The sequence below is a fragment of the Acidisoma sp. C75 genome, from assembly GCF_054665095.1.
Genome location: NZ_BAAFHD010000002.1, coordinates 372,523 through 390,999, shown reverse-complemented (window position 1 = coordinate 390,999; position 18,477 = coordinate 372,523). Strand labels below are relative to the sequence as shown.

The window sequence follows — 18,477 nt, the reverse complement described above, 5'->3', positions numbered from 1 at the left end:
CCGCCCCCACCCGCGCGGCCGACCCACAGCCCTATGCGGTCAGCTTCACCAAGACCGGCAATGCGGCGATCGACAAGCTCGCGCCGCAGACATCGAGCCTCGTCGCGCTCCGCACCAAGGCCCCGGCCGGACCCTTCGCCCTCGTGCTGCGGGCGCGGGCCGATATCGGCCGGCTGCAGACCGTCCTCGATAGCGAAGGCTATTACGACGGCACGGTTGCCATCACGATCGACGGCAAGCCGCTCGACGACCCGGACCTGCCGCAGGCGATCGCGCAATATCCCGGGGCGACGCCGGTGCCGGTGCAGGTCACCCTCACCCTCGGCCCGCTCTTCCACCTCGGCAAGGTAGCGGTGAAGGGCGATGTGCCGGCCAAGGCCATGGCGCGGTTCGGCTTGCGGAGCGGCGCGCCGGCGCGGGCGGCCGAGGTCATCGCCGCGGGGGCACGGCTGCAAAGCGCCCTGCTCGATGAAGGCTATGCCTTCGCCAAGGTCAGCACGCCGCTCGCATTCGAAAACCCCGCCGCCAGGACGATCGACATCACCTATACCGCGACCGTCGGGCCGCGCGTCGATATCGGCGCGATCACGGTGGACGGGCTGCATGCCGTCCATCGCAGCTTTGTCCAGCGCGAGATGACACTGCGGCCCGGCGAGCGGTTCAGCCCGGCCAAGATCGAAACCGCGCGGCAGACCCTCGCCGGGCTCGATGTCTTTTCCTCGGTCCAGGCGGTGCCGGGCACCGCCCTCGGCCCGGATGGGCGCCTGCCCGTCACCTTCCGGGTGGTGGAAGGGCCGCCGCGCACGGTGAGCTTTACCGCCGGCTACGCGACCGATACGGGCGGCGCCCTCGGCGTCGCCTGGACGCATCACAACCTCTTCGGCGGCGGCCAGACCCTCGCCCTCTCGGCCCAGGCGACCGGTCTCGGCGGCTCCAGCACCAATGGCCTCGGCTACAATATCGGCGCGACCTATACGCTGCCGGCCTTCTTCCGCCGGGATCAGACGCTGAGCTTCAACATCGGCGCGCTGAAGCAGGATTATACCGCCTATAATCAGCAGGCGGTGCTGGCCGGCACCACCTTCACCCGCAAGCTCGGCAAAGACTGGAGCCTGAGCGCCGGGCTCACCGGCATCATCGAGCAGGTGGCGCAAGAGGGCGTCAACCGCCGCTACGACCTGCTGCAGTTGCCGCTGGCCCTGAAATACGACAGCACGAATTCCCTGTTCGACCCGACGCGCGGCATCCGCGCCGCGGCGAGCGTGACGCCGACGGAATCCTTCCTCAACCCGAGCACTTTCTTCACCATCCTGCAGCTTTCCGGCTCGACCTATATCGACCTCACCGGCAAGGGGCGGAGCGTCATCGCGCTGCGCGGGCTCATCGGCTCGGTGCAGGGCGCCTCGACCTTCGAACTGCCGCCGGACCAGCGCTTCTATGCCGGCGGCAGCGGCACCATCCGCGGCTATGCCTATCAGTCCGTCGGGCCGCAATTCGCCGATGGCAATCCGGTCGGCGGCACCTCAATCGATACCGGCACGGTGGAATACCGCCAGCGCATCGGCAAAAGCTTCGGCACGGCGCTGTTCGTGGATGCGGGCCAGGTGGGCAGCACCGCCGCGCCCTTCCAGGGCAGCGTGAAGGTGGGGGCCGGCATCGGCCTGCGCTATTACACCGCCATCGGCCCGATCCGCGTCGATTTCGCGGTGCCGCTGGTGCATCAGCAGAATAGCGGAAACTTCCAGCTCTATATCGGCATCGGGCAGGCCTTCTGATGCACATGGCCCGGCGCATCGCCAAATGGCTCGCCATCGCCCTCGGTGCGGTGGTGGTTCTTCTGCTGGTGCTGCTCGGCGGCGCGGCGATCGCGCTCAATACCGCCGCGGGCCAGAGGATGGTGGCCGGGCTGATCAACCGGGAGGCCAAGGGCTCGCTCGCGATCGCCGGCCTCTCCGGCACGATCCCGACCGATCTGCGCCTCGCCACGGTGCGGCTCCAGGATCGCGAGGGCACCTGGGCGACCGCCTCGGGCCTCGCGCTGCGGCTGCGGCTGCTCCCCCTGCTGCACGGCAAGCTGATCATCGACGAGCTGAGCGCCCGGCGCATCGCCCTGCTCCGCCCGCCACTGGCGAGCCGCAAGACGCCGCCGCAGCCGGCGAGCGGGCCCTACCAGGCGGAGATCCCTGGCCTGCCCGTGCAGATCGACCTCCGCTCGCTCACCATCGGCGAGGTGAAGGTGAGCAGGCGCTTCACCGGCACCGTGGGCGCCCGCCTCGCGGTCGCCGGCTCGGCCACCGTCACCGGGCGGAACATGGGGCGGATCGCCCTCGCGCTCCGCGATCTCGACGGCGCCGGCCGCTACGGCGCGGCGGCGGCGCTGATGGGCCAGGCGCTCGATGCGCGGCTGACGCTCGACGAGCCGGCGCACGGGCTGATCGCCCGGCTCGCCAGGCTGCCCGATCTCGGGGCGCTGCACCTTGCCGCGCATCTCGCCGGGCCGCAGAGCGCGGCGCGGCTGGCGCTCGATCTCGCTGCCGGGCCGCTCACCGCCGCAGCCCATGGCACGATCGACATTCCGGGCGAGGCGGCGCAGCTCGCCATCACCGCCCATGCGCCGGCCATGCAGCCGGCGCCGGGCCTTGGCTGGCAGAAGGTGGATATCGCGCTCACCACCGCCGGGCCCTTCACGAAGCCGACCGCGCAGGGCCATATCCTGCTGCAGGGGCTGGCGGCCGGCGGCGCCTCGCTCCGCTCGCTCACCGCCGAGGTGGGCGGCGATCTCGGCGCGGTGCAGCTGCACGCACGGCTCGTCGGCCTCGCCGCTCCCGGCCTGCCGCCCGGTCTGCTCGGCGATGCGCCGATCGAGGTAAGCGCCTCGGCCGCCTTGCAGGCGCCGGCGGAGCCGGTGCATGTCACGATCCGGCATCCGCTCGCCGCCCTCACGCTCGACGGCACGCTCAAACCCGGCCTCGCCGCACGCTTCACCCTCGATCTGCCGCAGCTCGCCCCCCTCGCCGCGATCGCGCATCAGAGCCTGCAAGGCAGCGCCCGGATCACCGGCACCGCCAGCCGGGCAAGCGGGGGCGCGGGCGCGGGGGGCGCCATGGCCGCGCATATCGCCGCCGCCATCCATCTGACGCAGGCGATGCCCCAGGCGATGGCGCTGACCGGCGGGCGGCTGACGCTCGGCGCCGATGCGCGGATGGCCGGCAAAACGCTGACCCTCTCCACCCTCACCCTGCAGGGCGCGGATATTGACCTCGCCGCCCATGGCACGCTGCAGACGGCGAGCGAGGCCCTCGCCCTCGATTGGCACCTCGCGCTCGCCAGGCTCGGCGATCTCAGCCCCACGCTCTCAGGCGCGCTGAGCATGACGGGCCATGCCGCCGGCACCGTCCGCAACCTCGCCGTCGCCGCGCATGTCACGGGCAGGCTTGGCGCGCGGGCGGGAGGCAAGCTCGGCCGGGCGGGGCCGATCGACCTGCAGCTTGCCGCGACCGGCCTGCCGGCGGCGCCCGAGGCGCGCATCACGCTGACCGGGGCGCCGGCCGGGGCGCCCGCCCATATCGCGCTGACCGCCGGGCGCAGCGCGCAAGGCGCGGTCAGCCTGCGGATCGCTGAGCTTAGCTGGAAGAGCCTCAGCGGCAGCGGCGACCTCGCACTCGCGCCCGGTGCCCGGCTGCCGACCGGCGCGCTCTCGCTCGCCATCACCCGGCTTGGGGATTTCGCCTTCCTGCTCGGCCAGCCGCTCGGCGGCAGCCTCTCTCTCACGGTGCAGGCGCCGCCCGGCCAGGCGGCGCATGTCGCGCTCCAGGCCCACGGCCTTGCCTTCGGCACGAACCGCCTGGCCGGGCTCGCGCTGACCGGCACGGTGCAAGACCCGATGGGCGGCGATCCGCGCATCGGGGCCACGGCACGGCTGACCGGCCTCAGCGCCGCCGCGGTGCGGGGCGATGCGCGCCTCACCGCGCAAGGCCCGCTGAGCGCGCTGGCCCTCACCCTCGATGCCAATCTGCCGGATCTGCAAGGCGCGCCGGCCCATGCCGCCGCCCGCGCCACGCTGGACGTGCAGCGGAGCAGGCTGGCGCTCGCGGCGCTGACCGCCGCCTGGCACGGCGAAAGCCTCCGCCTGCTGGGGCCGAGCCGCATCGCCTTCGGCAAGGCGATGGCGGTGGATCACCTCCGCCTCGCCGCCGGCCCCGCCACCATCGAGGCTTCCGGCAGCATCACCCCGCGGCTCGCGCTTACCGCCCGCCTCAGCAACCTCACCCCCGCGCTCATCCAGCCCTTCGCGCCGAACCTGCACCTCGCCGGGCGCTTCGATGCCGCGGCGGAGCTCAGCGGTTCGCTTGCCGCCCCGCGCGGCACCGTCACCCTCACCGGGCGCGGCCTGCGGGAGACGACGGGGCCTGCCGCCTCCCTGCCCGCCGCCTCGCTCGACGCGCGGGCGCAGCTCGCCGGCCGCACGGCCGATCTCGCGCTGCGGCTCGATGCCGGCAGCGCGAGCCACCTCGCCATCACCGGCACGACGCCGATAAGCCCGAGCGGGCGGCTCGCGCTCGCCATCGGCGGCAAGCTCGACCTCGCGCTGATCGATCCGATCATGCAGGCCCAGGGTCGGCAGATCGCCGGCATGGTCACGCTCGCGCTACAAGCCTCGGGCACATTGAAGCAGCCGGTCATCGGCGGGCAGATCGCCCTCGATCGCGGCCGGTTCCAGGATTATGTGCAGGGCCTCACCCTCTCGGCGATCACGGCGCGGATCGAGGCGCGCGGCCAGGATCTCATCCTCCGGCAATTCGATGCCCAGGCCGGCAACGGCACGATCGCCATGACCGGGCGGATCGGCGCGCTGGCGCCTGGCGTGCCGATCGACCTGCGGATCACCGCGCGCGATGCCTCCCCGGTGCAGAGCGACCTGCTGACCGCGGTCTTCGACAGCGCTTTGCATGTCGCGGGCTCGGTCGCGAGCGGCATCACCGCCGCCGGCACGCTCCATATCCGCCGCGCCGAGATCAACATCCCGGACAGCTTCCCCCCGAGTGTCGCCGTGCTGACGGTCCATAAGCCCGGCGAGAAGCCGGCCCCGCCGCAGCCCCCGGCGCCGCCCATCCACCTCGATCTCACCCTCTCCGCGCCGCGCGCGATCTTCGTCCGCGGCCATGGGCTCGATGCGGAACTCGGCGGCCAGCTGCACCTCGGCGGCACGCTCGCCGATCTTCAGCCGCATGGCCATTTCGACATGATCCGCGGCACCTTCAGCCTCGTCACCTCCACGCTCACCTTCACCACCGGCAAGGTGGGCTTCGACGGCGGCAAGATCACCGATCCTTCCCTCGACTTCGAGGCGACCACCGAATCGGGGAGCATCACGGCGACCCTGGCCGTCACCGGCTATGCGAGCGCGCCGAAGATCTCGCTCACCTCCTCGCCCGTGCTGCCGCAGGACGAGGTGCTGGCGCAGCTCCTCTTCCATAGCAGCACCGCCCAGCTCAGCCCCTTCCAGCTGGTGACGATCGCCTCGGCCGTCGCGCAGATCGCGGGGGTCAATACCGGCGGCGGGCCGGGCGGCGTGCTCAACAGCCTGCGCCAGGGCCTCGGGCTCGACGAATTGTCGATCGGCAGCAGCACGACGCCCTCCGCCATCCCCTCCAACACGACGACGACCAACAAGACCCAGAGCGCGCCGACCCTGCAGGCGGGCCGCTACGTGGCGCCGGGCATCTATGTGGGGGCGGTGCAGGGCACCGGGCTCGGCGGCAGCGGCGCCAATGCCGGCACCGCGGCGCAGGTGCAGATCGACATCGCCAAGGGGCTGAAGCTGGAGACGCAGGTCGGCGGCAACAGCAACGGCGTCGGCGTGACCTACCAGTTCAAATACTGAGGACCGATGAGGCCTGGGCAAAATAAACCCGGACGCGCAGAGCGCATCCGGGTCCAGAGAGCAGCTATGGCGCCGGTCGGGCCATGAGGCTCGGCCGGCACACAGCCTGACGATTTAGTTCGACGTGGTGCCAGTGACCTTGTGGTGCACGGCGCCGGGGCCCTTCTTGGTGCCGCCGCGCACGTAGTTGTAGTGCTTGCCGTTGAGCTTTTTGTGCTTGCGCTTGTGGGTCTTCGCATGCGGCTTGGCGACGATGCCGGGGCCACCGACCGGGGCCGAATTGTTCGCACCCTGGCCGGAGCTCGCGGCCGGAGCGGTGCCGGTGATGGAAGCCTTCGGATTCGGCGGCGGAACGGAACTGGCAGAATTCTGGGCCAGGGCGGCGGCCGGAGCCAAGGCTAGCCCCAGAACAATGGCAAGGGTGGCATTGAAGATACGCATTAGGGAAACTTCCTGTTAAAGGTGGACAGGCGATCTGGTTTGGCTCGACCGTGCAGGGCTTCTCTCCCTGGTTCGCGCATAAGGCCCTTATTTCGCTCATGACTCAAGGGATTTTGAGCCGAAAGGCCGCATCAGGCGCGAATGTTAACACCTCAGAGCAGGCAGAGTTCGCGTAAGGCCAGCCGCAGGCTTGCCGGAAGATCCTGCCCCAGCGCCGCATCCGGGCCGAGATCGGCGGGCGCGTCCTCCCCCCGCAGATAGCGCCACCCCTGGAATGGCTTGGTCAGGCGCGGCTCCACCGGCACCAGCGCGGGATCGAGGATAAGGGCGGCGCAGGCGCTGGCATCGGGGTAGTGATCCTGCCTGAGATCGCTTATCCGCTGGCGGCATTGCACCCGCCCGGCGATGACCCAGTAGATCGAGCCGCCGTCGATCAGTTCCGCGCTGCGCTTCGGCCATTGCCGCGTGCGGTGGCGCAGCGGCGGCTCGGCCGCGGCGCGGGCGGCCTGCGCCTCACCGAGATGGGCGATGTCGCGGATGCCGACCGCGAGCTTGATGAGGTGAAGCATGAGGGGTCCATCAAATCGCAAGGAAGCTGCGGCAGTATCGGCGCTCCGTCGCGTGGCGCAACCGCGCCACGCGCTTGTCATCATCCAATGCTTGACAGTCCGCCCCCTGCCTTTGCGAAGATGCATGACTGGAATAGGAGTCGCACAGCCTCATTGCGCTTGACCCGCACCTTCCGGAACGCGATTGGTCCCACCCCGCCGGGATGCCCCGGCGGCTGGACAGGATCAGTTGTGCCATGAGCCTCCCCGATCTCCGCACCGAGACGCTCTCCGTGCCGAGTGACGCCGCCCCGAGCCTGCCGCACCCTACCGATCGCGCGGCGAATGGCGGCCAGGATCTTGCCCGCCCGCTCCGCCGCCTCCACATGATCACCTGGGGTTGCCAGATGAATGTGTACGACAGCGGCAGAATGGCGGATGTGCTGGCGCCCTTGGGCTATGGCCCGACGGAGGATCCCGCCGCGGCCGACATGGTGATCCTCAATACCTGCCATATCCGCGAACGCGCGACCGAGAAGGTGTTCTCCGAACTCGGCCGCCTGCGGCTGGTGAAGGAGGCCCGCGCCGCCGAGGGGCGCCGCACCATCCTCGCCGTCGCCGGCTGCGTCGCCCAGGCCGAAGGCGCCTTCATCACCGAACGCGCGCCTTATGTGGATATCGTGCTCGGGCCGCAGACCTACCATCGCCTGCCCGAGATGGTGGCCCGCGCCCATCGCGCCGCGGGGCCGGTGATCGAGACGGATTTTCCGGTCGAGCAGAAGTTCGATTTCCTGCCCGAACAGGCGGCGGGCGAGGAGCGCGCGGTCACTGCCTTCCTCACCGTGCAGGAGGGCTGCGACAAGTTCTGCTCCTTCTGCGTCGTCCCCTATACGCGCGGCGCGGAAGCGAGCCGCCCGGCGCGCTCGGTCATCGAGGAGGCGCGGCGGCTCATCGCCCGGGGGGCGCGTGAGATCACCCTGCTCGGCCAGAACGTGAACGCCTATCATGGCGAAGGGCCGGACGGGCGGGATTGGGGCCTCGGCCGGCTCATCCGCGCGCTCGCGGAGCTCGATGGCCTCGCCCGCATCCGCTACACGACCTCGCATCCGCGCGACATGGGCGAGGATCTCATCGCGGCGCATGCCGAGGTGCCGGCCCTCATGCCCTTCCTGCACCTGCCGGTGCAATCGGGCTCGGACCGCATCCTCGCCGCGATGAACCGCCGCCATACCGCGGACGACTATCGCCGGCTGATCGAGCGGTTGCGCGCGGCGCGGCCCGATCTCGCCCTTTCGTCTGATTTCATCGTCGGCCATCCCGGGGAGAGCGAGGCGGATTTCGCGGCGACGCTCGGCCTCATCCGCGAGATCGGTTTCGCGCTCGCCTATAGTTTCAAGTATTCGCCGCGCCCCGGCACGCCGGCAGCCGGCAGCCCCGGCGCGGTTGCGGAAGCCGAGAAGGACCGGCGGCTCGCCACCTTGCAGGCGCTGCTGCGCGAGCAGCAGGAAGGCTTCAATGCCCGCTGCGTCGGGCGCGATCTGCCGGTGCTCGTGACCGGGCCGGGGCGGCATCCCGGGCAGATCGCCGGCCGCTCGCCCTATCTCCAGGCCGTCCATATGGATGGGCCGGTAAGCCTTGCCGGGCAGGTGGTGACTGTCCGGGTCCAGGGGCATTCCCTGAATTCACTTTCGGCCAGCCTCGGCCGCACGCATGGCCTTAACCAGGTTCTTGAAGAGGAGCGAGCCAGCGCTTGACCCAGATCTCGGCTGCCGAACGGTCGAACACCCCCCGGGCCGCGGATGCGGCGCCTGCCGCCACCGCCCGCGGGGTGACCTTGCAGTTTGGGAATAACCACTTGTTATCGCAGTTGCTGGGCGATCATGACCGGCATCTCATCCGGCTGGAACAGGCGCTCGGCGTGCGTCTCGCCTGCCGGGGCAACCGCATCGCTATCACCGGCGACGCCGAGGGGATCGAAACCGCGCAAGCGACGCTGAACCGGCTTTACGGCCGGCTGGAACGCGGCCATCGCCTCTCGGCGAGCGATATCGATGCCGCGATCAAACTCAACAGCCGCCAGGCGGAGCCGCGCCTGCCACTCGCCGATCTTCCCGCCATCCGCACCCGCAAGGGCGTGATCGAGCCGCGCAGCCCGGCCCAGGCTGGCTATATGGAGATGCTGGCGCGGAACGAGATGGTCTTCGGCGTCGGCCCCGCCGGCACCGGCAAGACCTATCTCGCCGTGGCGCAAGCCGTCGGCATGCTGCAGACCGGCCAGGTCGATCGCATCATCCTCTCCCGCCCGGCGGTGGAAGCGGGGGAGAGGCTCGGCTTCCTGCCGGGGGACATGAAGGAGAAGGTCGATCCCTATCTCCGCCCGCTCTATGATGCGCTGCACGACATGATGCCCGGCGATCAGGTGCTGCGGCGGATGGCCGCCGGCGAGATCGAGGTGGCGCCGCTCGCCTTCATGCGCGGGCGCACCCTCGCCCATGCCTTCGCCATTCTGGACGAGGCGCAGAACACCACGCCGATGCAGATGAAGATGTTCCTCACCCGCATGGGCGAGGGCACCCGGATGGTGATCACCGGCGACCCGAGCCAGGTGGACCTGCCGCCCGGCATCAGCTCCGGCCTCGTCGATGCGCTGGCGACCGTCGAGGGCGTGCAGGGCATCGGCGTCACCCGCTTCGGGCAACAGGACGTTGTGCGCCATCCGCTGGTCGCGCGCATCGTCGAGGCTTATGACCAGCGAGCAACGGCTGAGCGGGACCACGCGCGGGATGCGCGGCGCCACCGGCCACGTGAGAGTGACCTTGGAACCCCGAAGTAGTACCACGGAACCCCCGCCTGCGCCTGACCTCATCATCGAGGACCGGCGCTGGCGGCGGTTCGTCCCCCGCCTCGAAGAGCGCGTGCAGCGCGCTGTCCGGGCGGCCCAGTCCGCCGCCCCGGATATCCTGGTCGATACGATCGTCCTGACCGGAGACCGGGCTGTGCAGCGGCTGAATGCGCGCCATCGCGGCCGCAACAAGCCCACCAATGTCCTGACCTTCGAGCCGGTGGCCGAGGGCCTCGGCGGCGAGCTGGTGCTGGCGCTCGGCGTGCTGCGGCGGGAAGCGGCCGCCGAAGGCAAGAGCATCGCGGCCCATCTCGCCCATCTGCTGGTGCATGGCATGCTGCATCTGCAGGGCGAGGATCACCACCATCCGGGCGAGGCCCGGCGCATGGAGATGGCGGAAAGCCGCATCCTCGCCCGCCTCGGCGTCGCCAATCCCTGGAGGGCGGCGCGATGAGCCAGTCCGACGGGTCTTTCTTCTCCCGCATCCTCTCGATCCTCGGCCGCCGCGGCAATGAGCAGACGCTCCGCCAGTCGATCGCCGAACTCGTGGAAGAGGCTGGAACGACGACGGCGACCCACACGCCCGCCGAGGAACTGCCTGAGCTGGACCGGCAGGAGCGGGCGCTGATCGCCAATATCCTGCAACTGCGCGGCACGATCGCCAATGACGTGATGGTGCCGCGCACCGATATCGTGGCGCTCCGCGCCGATCTCACCCTCGACGAGACCTTGCAGCGCCTGCGCGAGGAACAGCATTCCCGCCTGCCGATCTATCGGCAGGAACTCGATGACATCATCGGCATGGTCCACATCAAGGATGTCTTCGCCTATATCGGCCGGGCGGAGGAGTTCTCGCTCGAAAAACTGCTGCGCCGGCCGCTGATGGTCGCCCCGCAAGCGCCGGTGCTGGATCTGCTGGTGCAGATGCGCCAGGCGCGCATCCATATGGCGCTGGTGATCGACGAATATGGCGGCGTCGATGGCCTCATCACCATCGAGGATCTGGTGGAAACCATCGTCGGCGATATCGACGACGAGCATGACGATGTAGAGGCGCCCTTGATGACCGAGCGGGCAGACGGCACGCTCGATATCGCCGCCCGGCTGCCGATCGAGGATTTCGAGGAGCGCGTCGGCCCGGTGCTCACGCCCGAGGAGCGGGCCTCCTCGATCGATACCGTGGGCGGGCTGATCTTCACCCTGGCGGGGCGGGTGCCAGCCATGAACGAGATCATCCTCCACCCTGCCTCGGGCGCCGAGTTCCAGGTGCTGGACGCCGATGCCCGCCACATCCATAAGGTGCGGGTACGGCCGCCCCTCACCAAGAACGAGACGGAAGGCGCCGCGGCAGCGGCGTAAACTTCGCAGATGCGCCTGAACGGGACCGAGGCGCATCCGCGCCTGAGGAAGATGGCAGCCTTTTTGCGCCCTGGGCCCGGGCTTGCCATCGCCATGGTACTGCTCTCGTCGCTTTGCTATTCGCTCGGCTATGCGCTGACGAAGCGGATCATCGCCGTCTGGCATTTTGATGCCATGCAGCTTTTCGTCCTGCGCTCGCTGCTGGTCTGCGCGGGCTTTGCGCTGATGTCGCTCTTCGGCCGCCGGCCGCTTTCGCTCGCCCGCCTGCTCGCGCCGCCGCAGGCGCGGGTGCAGCGGCTGGCGGCCACCGCCCTCGTGCTCTCGGCGGTGCTCGCCATGATCGGCTATGCCCATCTCGCGGTGACGACGGCGACCGCCTTCAGCTTCACGACGCCGCTGCTGGTGACGATCCTCGCCGCCCTGCTGCTGCGCGAAAAGGTGCCGCCGCTCCGCTGGGTGGCGGTCGGGCTCGGCTTCGCCGGCGTGCTCGTGGTTCTGCACCCGGGCGCCGGCACGCCGGGGCAGGAGAGAGGCCAGATGATCGGTGTTGCCGCCGCCCTCGGCTCGGCCGTGCTCTACGCCGCGCAGCAATTGCTCATCCGCCATGCGCGGGATTCGGTGACAACGACGGATGTGGTGGCGCAGGGCGCGCTACTCGGCCTCATCCTGCTCGGCGGCTTCATGCCCTTTATCTGGCGGCCGGTGCCGGCTTCCGCCTTCACCCTCATCCTGCTCGCCACCATCGCGCAGACCGGCGGCCTGTTCAGCATCGCCGCCGCGATCCGCATGGGGCAGATCTCGCAGCTCGCCCCCTGGCAGTATGGCGGCATGGTCTGGGCCATGCTGCTCGACCTCACCATGTTCGGCCATGTGCCGGGCCTGCTGGCGCTGACCGGCGCGGTGATGATCGCCGCCGGGGGCTTGCTCTCGCAGCTCAAGCTTGGGAGGAGTCGTCGTACGGCCAAGGTGAGGACGCGCCCATGAAGACCTTTTTCGTGCAGATCAAATGCGAGCTCGGCCGCGCCTATCAGGTGGCGGCGGAGCTTGCGGATGCTTTCGAGAACGCCCAGCAGATCTTCTCGACCTCCGGCCAGTGGGACATCCTCGCCCAGTTCCGGCTGGAGGACGAGGAGGATATCGGCGTCTTCGTCAACGAGCGGCTGCATCAGGTGGCGGGCATCCGCGATACCTACACCATCATGGTGTTCGACGCGTTTACCCCCGGCCCGGCGTGAAAACTGCCCCCGGGGCGCAAACCCCAGGGGCTGATAGCCGCCTCGTCAGGCCGCCTTGGCGATCATGCCATGCGGATCGATCACGAATTTCTTCGCCGCCCCGGCATCGAAGGCCTCGTAGCCCTGCGGCGCGTCTTCGAGGCCGATCACCGTCGCGTTGACGATCTCGGCGATCTTCACGCGGTCATACAGGATCGCCTGCATCAGCATCCGGTTGTAGCGGATCACCGGCGTCTGCCCGGTATGGAGCGAATGCGCCTTCGACCAGCCCTTGCCGAAGCGCAAAGAGAGGCTGCCGACCTTCGCCGCCTCATCCACCGCGCCGGGATCATCCGTCACGTAAAGGCCGGGAATGCCGATATTGCCGGCAACGCGGGTGATCTCCATCATCTGGTTCAGCACCACCGCCGGCTGCTCGCCGCCGGCGTGTCCCCGCGCCTCGAAGCCCACCGCATCGATCGCGGCATCGACCTCCGGCACGCCGACCACCTCGGCAATCATCTCGCCCAGGCGATCATGCTTGGCGAGGTTGATCGGCACGAAGCCCATGCGCTCGGCATGGGCCAGCCGCTCGGCATTGAAATCGCCCACCATGGTCACGGCCGCACCGAGCAGCCGGGCGGAGGCGGCGGCGGCCATGCCGACGGGGCCGGCGCCCGCGACATAGACGGTGGACCCCACGCCGACCTTGGCGTTGACGGCACCGTGGAACCCGGTCGGGAAAATATCCGTCAGCATCGTCAGATCGCGGATCTTGGCCATCGCCTGGGCCTTGTCCGGAAACTTGAGCAGGTTGAAATCGGCATAGGGCACCATGACGTAGCGCGCCTGCCCGCCGATCCAGCCGCCCATATCGACATAGCCATAAGCCCCACCCGGCCGCGCGTCGTTCACCGTCAGGCAAACGCCGGTATCGCCGGCCCGGCAGCAGCGGCAGCGCCCGCAGGCGACGTTGAAGGGCACCGAGACGAGATCGCCCTTCTTGAGCATCTCGACATCGATGCCGGTCTCCACGATCTCGCCGGTGATTTCATGGCCGAGCACGAGGCCCGCCGGCGCGGTGGTGCGGCCACGCACCATGTGCTGGTCGGAGCCGCAGATATTGGTCGCCACGATCTTGAGGATGGCCGCATGCTCGATCTTCCGGCCGTCCGGAGATTGGAGCTTGGGGTCTGGAATGTCCTGCACCTCGACATGCTTGGGCCCGAGATAGACGACGCCGCGATTTCCGCTCATGAGCTTGCTCTCTCCCGACTGGGGCCGATCTTCTCGCCCGGGCGGGTTGCCCGGCGGGATCGCCTGCCCCCAAGGTCGCGCTTTCGGCGCTTGGCTTCAATGCCCCCGGGCTGCACGGATGCGACAGGCGTGCAGCAGATACCTGCCAGATTTTGCCGCCAAGGGTTGCCGCGCCCGGCGCTTGGTGCGAGTTTGCCCCCACCTTTCCACATATCGCGCGAGGATAAGATGGCCAAAATTCCGGTGAAGACCCCCGTCGTGGAATTGGACGGCGATGAGATGACCCGGATCATCTGGGGCTTCATCAAGGAGAAGCTCATCCTCCCCTACCTCGATATCGACCTCAAATATTATGACCTCGGCATCGAATACCGGGACCAGACCGACGATCAGGTGACGGTCGATGCCGCCCACGCCATCCGGCAATACGGCGTCGGCGTGAAATGCGCGACGATCACGCCCGATGAGGCGCGGGTCGCCGAATTCGGCCTCAAGAAGATGTGGCGGAGCCCGAACGGCACCATCCGCAACATCCTGGACGGCACGATCTTCCGCGAGCCGATCATCTGCAGCAACGTCCCCCGCCTGGTGCCGCATTGGAACGAGCCGATCGTCATCGGCCGCCACGCTTACGGCGATATCTATCGCGCGGCGGAGACCAAGATCCCCGGCCCCGGCCGCGTCACGCTCAATTACGTGCCGGCTGATGGCTCGGCGCCGATGGAGCTGGAAGTGCACGATTTCAAGGGCCCGGGCGTCGCACTCGGCATCCACAACACCCTCGCCTCCATCCAGGGCTTCGCCCGCGCGAGCTTCAACTACGGCCTCGCCCGCAAATACCCGGTCTATCTCTCGACCAAGAATACGATCCTGAAAGCCTATGACGGCATGTTCAAGGACGTGTTCCAGGAGATCTTCGACGCCGAGTTCAAGGCCGAGTTCGACAAGCTCGGCATCACCTACGGGCACCGGCTGATCGACGATATGGTCGCCTCCGCGCTGAAGTGGGAAGGCGGCTATGTCTGGGCCTGCAAGAACTACGATGGCGATGTGGAAAGCGATATCGTGGCGCAGGGCTTCGGCTCGCTCGGGCTGATGACCTCGGTGCTGCTCAATCCCACGGGCACGATCGTCGAAAGCGAGGCGGCGCACGGCACCGTGACGCGCCATTACCGCGAGCATCAGAAGGGCCGGCCGACCAGCACCAACCCGATCGCCAGCATCTTCGCCTGGACGCGCGGGCTGATCTATCGCGGCCGCTTCGACAATACGCCCGATGTCACAGCCTTCGCCGAGACGCTGGAGCGCGTCTGTGTGGAGACGGTGGAATCCGGCCACATGACGAAGGATCTGGCCGTGCTCATCGCCAAGGACCAGCCTTTCCTGACAACCCAGGATTTCCTCTCGAAGATCGACGACAACCTCAAACTTGCGATGGCGAAGGCGTAACCCGCCCTCGTAATCGCGCTACGGCGCCTCATCTCTCTCCCGCAGGCCTTCCGCCTGCGGGAGTTCGCTTGCATGACGCGCCGCACCCGCTCTTCGGCTGGCCTTGCCGGCCTCAGCCTCGCCTGGAACGTGCCGCAGGTGGTGGCGCTGCGCCTCGCCAAGATCGCCCGTGGCGGCAAGCCGGCCAAGGCGGAATCGAACCTCATGGTCTCGGAAAAGATCGCGACCGCGCTGCAGGCGCAGGCGATCATGGCGCGCTCGATGCTCGCCGGTGCGCCAGAGAAGGGCAGCAAGGCGGTGACGAAGCTTTACGCTCGCAAGGTCGCGGCCAATCGCCGCCGCCTCGGCAAGGGCTAGGCCTTATCCCCGGCCCGCCGGTCTCGACCCCGCAGCTCTCGGCCCGCGGCCGCTCTCGCGCCCCGCCTCGGCGCACGCTGCGTCATCGAACGGTCATCGCGCGGGGTCCTGGCCGCGGCCATGATCCGGGCCTGACCGCGTGCAGAGGAGAGGATGATGTCCCGCAAGCCGCACCGCCCCAAGCAGGCGCATAGCCCGCAGCCAGGCAAGGCCGCTGGCCAGCAGACGACTGGTCAACAGACCGGCCCGCAGCCCGCGCCGAGCTTCGCCCAGCCCGAGCCTGGGCCCGATCCCACGCAATTCGCGGTCTATCACCCGACGGATAGCGCGATCTACCGCACGATCGACACGCTCAACCGCGAACACCTCATCACGCCGCTGCCCTTTCCCGCCCCGCGCGGCGGTACGGAGCCGCGGCTGACCCTCGCCGAAGTTCTGGGCCCCGGGGGTGCTGCCGCGGAGCAGAAGATCCTCGCCGCCCGGCAGATCGTTTTTCATGCGGTGGGCGATACCGGCAATACCCGCGGCCCCGACCCGCAGAACGAGGTCGCCGACAAGATGCTGAGCGATTTCGACGATGCCGACCCGCGGGACCGCCCGATCTTCTTCCTCCACCTCGGCGACGTCGTCTATAATTTCGGCGAGGCGACATACTATTACGATCAGTTCTACGACCCCTACCGGGCCTATCCCGCGCCGATCCTGGCGATCGCCGGCAATCACGATGGGATGGTCGCGCCCAACTCCGGGGCGACGACGCTGACCGCCTTCCTCGAAAACTTCTGCGCCGAGAGCTTCCATGTGACGGCGGAGGCCGGCGGCCTCAACCGCACCGCCCAGATCCAGCCGGGCGTCTTCTTCACCTTCGAGGCGCCCTTCCTCCGCTTCCTGCTGCTCTATTCGAACACGCTGGAAGATCCGGGCGTCATCTCCTCGGAGAACGGCACCTGGCCTGATATCGGCGATAGCCAGCTCGCCTATCTCAAGGCCGCGTTGCAACGCGCCAAGGAGGAGAAGTTCGAAGGCGCACTCATCCTCGCCCACCATCACCCCGCCTATACGGCGGGCGCCAAGCATGGCTGGAGCATCAAGCTGCGCGAGGAGGTGGATGCGATCTGCGAAGAGGTCGGGCTCTGGCCGCATGCCGTGCTCTCGGCGCATGCACATAACTACCAGCGCTTCACCCGCCACCGGGGCGCGACCCAGATCCCCTATATCATCGCCGGCAATGGCGGGCACGGCATCGCCAAGCTGGTGCGCAAGGGCCAGCCGCCGCTGCGTGTGCCGATGACGCTCGCCCCAGCGGCCGCGGGGGACGATCCGGTCGTCTTCGAAAGCTATGACGATCAGGACTACGGATATTTGCGCATCGTCGCGACCGCCCAGCAGCTGCGCATCGAATACCACCCGGCGAGCGACGGGGACACGGCCAAGACCCCGGATGACATGGTCATCGTCGATCTCGCCAGCCGGCAGATCTCGGCGCTGATCGGGCCGGATGCGAGCAGCTGACCGCGAGGCCCCGCGCGCCCGGTTCCGGCGCGCGGGAAAACGCAGACTATTCTTCGTGCCAGGTGCGGCCGTCACGCTCCAGCAGGGCGACGGAGGCGGAAGGCCCCCAGGTGCCGGCGCGATAGGGCTTCGGGAATTCGCCGGAGGACATCCAGGCATCCATGATCGGATCGACCCAGCGCCAGGCGGCCTCTACCTCGTCACCCCGCATGAAGAGCGTCTGGTTGCCGCGCACCACATCGAGGATGAGCCGCTCATAGGCATCCGGGTTGCGCACCGAGAAGGCCTTGGCGAAGGTCATGTCGAGCGGGACGTATTGCAGCCGCATGCCGCCCGGGCCCGGATCCTTGATCATCAGCCAGAGCTTGACGCCTTCATCCGGCTGCACGCGGATGACGAGGCGATTGGCCTGCAACTGCCCCGCCGTCTCCTCGAACACCGAATGCGGAATGGGGCGGAACTGCACGACGATCTCCGACACGCGGGAGGGCAGGCGCTTGCCGGTGCGCAAGTAGAAGGGCACGCCCGCCCAGCGCCAATTGCCGACCTCGGCTTTGATGGCGACGAACGTTTCCGTCATGCTCTGCGGCTCGCCAAGCTCCTCCAGATAGCCGCGCACCGGGCCCTTGACGGAGGCGCCGGCGGTATATTGGCCGCGCACCGTCCGCTGCGCCACCTGAGCCGGCGTCATCATCTGCAGCGAGTTCAGCACTTTGAGCTTCTCGTCCCGCACCCGGTCGGCGTCGAGCGAGGTCGGCACCTCCATCGCGGTGAGGCAGAGCAGCTGGAGGATATGGTTCTGGATCATATCCCGCATGGCGCCCGCGGTATCGTAGTAGCCGGCCCGGTTTTCGAGCCCGACCTCCTCGGCGACGGTGATCTGCACATGATCGATGTGCTGGGCGTTCCACACCGGCTCGAACAGTGAATTGGCGAAGCGCAGCGCCATGAGGTTCTGCACCGTCTCCTTGCCGAGGTAATGATCGATGCGATAGACGCTCGATTCCGGGAAGATCTTGCCCACGGCCGCGTTCAGCGCCTGGGCGGATTCGAGATCATGGCCGAGCGGCTTCTCGATCACCACGCGGCTATGTTCGGTGATCAGCTTATGGGCGGCGATCTGCGCGCAGATCGGGCCGAAAATGTCGGGCGCGGTCGAGAGGTAGAAGACGCGGATACGGTCGGGCTGCTCATTCAGCCGGCGGGCGAGATCATCCCAGCCATCCGAGCCGGTGGCATCCATCGAGACATAGCCCACGCGCTCGATGAAGCGGGCGAGGACCTCTTCCTCGATATCCGCCTTGGGCACGAAGCTCTCGATCGCCTCGCGCGCGACGGCGCGGAATTCCTCATCCGTCGTCTTGCGGCGGGACGTGCCGATGATGCGCGCCTCGGGCGGCAGCTGGCCGGCACGATCCCGCTGATAGAGGGCGGGCAGGAGCTTGCGGCGCGAGAGATCCCCGGAACCGCCAAAGATGACGAAATCAAACGGATCGACGGCAATGATGCGTGCGACCATGCAGAAGGGCTCCTCTTCGGGCGAGGGGTGAGTTTACGCGACTGCGCAGGATTGACCAAATTTGGATCATTTGTTCGCCCGAGCGACAGGGGCGA

The 18,477-nt window shown here is 68.5% G+C and carries 15 protein-coding genes; 11 read left to right on the top strand and 4 right to left on the bottom strand.

Annotation, left to right across the window (positions count from 1 at the left end; translation table 11 throughout):
- Window positions 1-143: 143 nt before the first annotated feature.
- Window positions 144-1,775 (top strand): autotransporter assembly complex protein TamA, encoded by a 1,632-nt coding sequence (locus tag ACYQ7X_RS04070; protein ID WP_459695558.1) that lies wholly within the window; start codon window positions 144-146, stop codon window positions 1,773-1,775.
- Window positions 1,775-5,884: a translocation/assembly module TamB domain-containing protein gene (locus tag ACYQ7X_RS04065; protein WP_459695557.1), complete on the top strand. Its 4,110-nt coding sequence runs from the start codon at window positions 1,775-1,777 to the stop codon at window positions 5,882-5,884. The genes ACYQ7X_RS04070 and ACYQ7X_RS04065 overlap by 1 nt, the downstream gene beginning before the upstream one ends.
- 114 nt (window positions 5,885-5,998) lie before the next feature.
- On the opposite strand, the gene ACYQ7X_RS04060 is transcribed toward ACYQ7X_RS04065, so the two are convergent.
- Both ACYQ7X_RS04060 and ACYQ7X_RS04055 read right to left on the bottom strand, forming a co-directional pair.
- On the bottom strand, window positions 5,999-6,325 hold the full coding sequence (locus ACYQ7X_RS04060) for a hypothetical protein (protein WP_459695556.1): 327 nt from the start codon (window positions 6,323-6,325) through the stop codon (window positions 5,999-6,001).
- Between the two features lie 152 nt (window positions 6,326-6,477).
- Entirely contained in the window at window positions 6,478-6,894 is a 417-nt protein-coding gene (locus tag ACYQ7X_RS04055; protein ID WP_459695555.1) for a DUF1489 family protein, read from the bottom strand.
- A 365-nt stretch (window positions 6,895-7,259) separates the two neighbouring features.
- Here ACYQ7X_RS04055 and miaB point away from each other — a divergent pair, with 365 nt between their 5' ends.
- From miaB to ACYQ7X_RS04025, 6 genes are all read left to right on the top strand, one after another.
- Window positions 7,260-8,627, top strand: a complete 1,368-nt coding sequence (miaB, locus tag ACYQ7X_RS04050) for a tRNA (N6-isopentenyl adenosine(37)-C2)-methylthiotransferase MiaB (protein WP_459695621.1) — start codon at window positions 7,260-7,262, stop codon at window positions 8,625-8,627.
- On the top strand, window positions 8,624-9,706 hold the full coding sequence (locus tag ACYQ7X_RS04045; protein ID WP_459695554.1) for a PhoH family protein: 1,083 nt from the start codon (window positions 8,624-8,626) through the stop codon (window positions 9,704-9,706). The genes miaB and ACYQ7X_RS04045 overlap by 4 nt, the downstream gene beginning before the upstream one ends.
- 82 nt (window positions 9,707-9,788) lie before the next feature.
- Window positions 9,789-10,169: an rRNA maturation RNase YbeY gene (gene ybeY, locus ACYQ7X_RS04040; protein ID WP_459695553.1), complete on the top strand. Its 381-nt coding sequence runs from the start codon at window positions 9,789-9,791 to the stop codon at window positions 10,167-10,169.
- Window positions 10,166-11,074 carry a hemolysin family protein gene (locus tag ACYQ7X_RS04035; RefSeq protein WP_459695552.1) on the top strand — a complete coding sequence of 303 codons (909 nt, stop codon included), beginning with the start codon at window positions 10,166-10,168 and terminating at the stop codon, window positions 11,072-11,074. Before ybeY ends, ACYQ7X_RS04035 begins: the two co-directional genes overlap by 4 nt.
- 51 nt (window positions 11,075-11,125) lie before the next feature.
- Window positions 11,126-12,058, top strand: a complete 933-nt coding sequence (locus ACYQ7X_RS04030) for a DMT family transporter (RefSeq protein ID WP_459695551.1) — start codon at window positions 11,126-11,128, stop codon at window positions 12,056-12,058.
- Window positions 12,055-12,309, top strand: a complete 255-nt coding sequence (locus ACYQ7X_RS04025) for an Lrp/AsnC ligand binding domain-containing protein (RefSeq protein ID WP_459695550.1) — start codon at window positions 12,055-12,057, stop codon at window positions 12,307-12,309. The genes ACYQ7X_RS04030 and ACYQ7X_RS04025 overlap by 4 nt, the downstream gene beginning before the upstream one ends.
- 45 nt (window positions 12,310-12,354) lie before the next feature.
- Here ACYQ7X_RS04025 and fdhA read toward each other — a convergent pair whose 3' ends face one another.
- Window positions 12,355-13,545: a formaldehyde dehydrogenase, glutathione-independent gene (fdhA, locus tag ACYQ7X_RS04020; protein ID WP_459695549.1), complete on the bottom strand. Its 1,191-nt coding sequence runs from the start codon at window positions 13,543-13,545 to the stop codon at window positions 12,355-12,357.
- Between the two features lie 228 nt (window positions 13,546-13,773).
- Here fdhA and ACYQ7X_RS04015 point away from each other — a divergent pair, with 228 nt between their 5' ends.
- From ACYQ7X_RS04015 to ACYQ7X_RS04005, 3 genes are all read left to right on the top strand, one after another.
- Window positions 13,774-14,994 carry an NADP-dependent isocitrate dehydrogenase gene (locus ACYQ7X_RS04015; protein ID WP_459695548.1) on the top strand — a complete coding sequence of 407 codons (1,221 nt, stop codon included), beginning with the start codon at window positions 13,774-13,776 and terminating at the stop codon, window positions 14,992-14,994.
- Window positions 14,995-15,066: 72 nt separating this feature from the next.
- Complete coding sequence (locus ACYQ7X_RS04010; protein WP_459695547.1) at window positions 15,067-15,351, top strand: hypothetical protein; 285 nt, start codon at window positions 15,067-15,069, stop codon at window positions 15,349-15,351.
- Between the two features lie 156 nt (window positions 15,352-15,507).
- Complete coding sequence (locus tag ACYQ7X_RS04005; RefSeq protein ID WP_459695546.1) at window positions 15,508-16,863, top strand: metallophosphoesterase family protein; 1,356 nt, start codon at window positions 15,508-15,510, stop codon at window positions 16,861-16,863.
- A 46-nt stretch (window positions 16,864-16,909) separates the two neighbouring features.
- Here the strand turns inward: ACYQ7X_RS04005 and zwf are convergent, their stop codons facing one another.
- Window positions 16,910-18,382 (bottom strand): glucose-6-phosphate dehydrogenase, encoded by a 1,473-nt coding sequence (gene zwf, locus ACYQ7X_RS04000; RefSeq protein WP_459695545.1) that lies wholly within the window; start codon window positions 18,380-18,382, stop codon window positions 16,910-16,912.
- Between the last annotated feature and the right edge of the window lie 95 nt (window positions 18,383-18,477).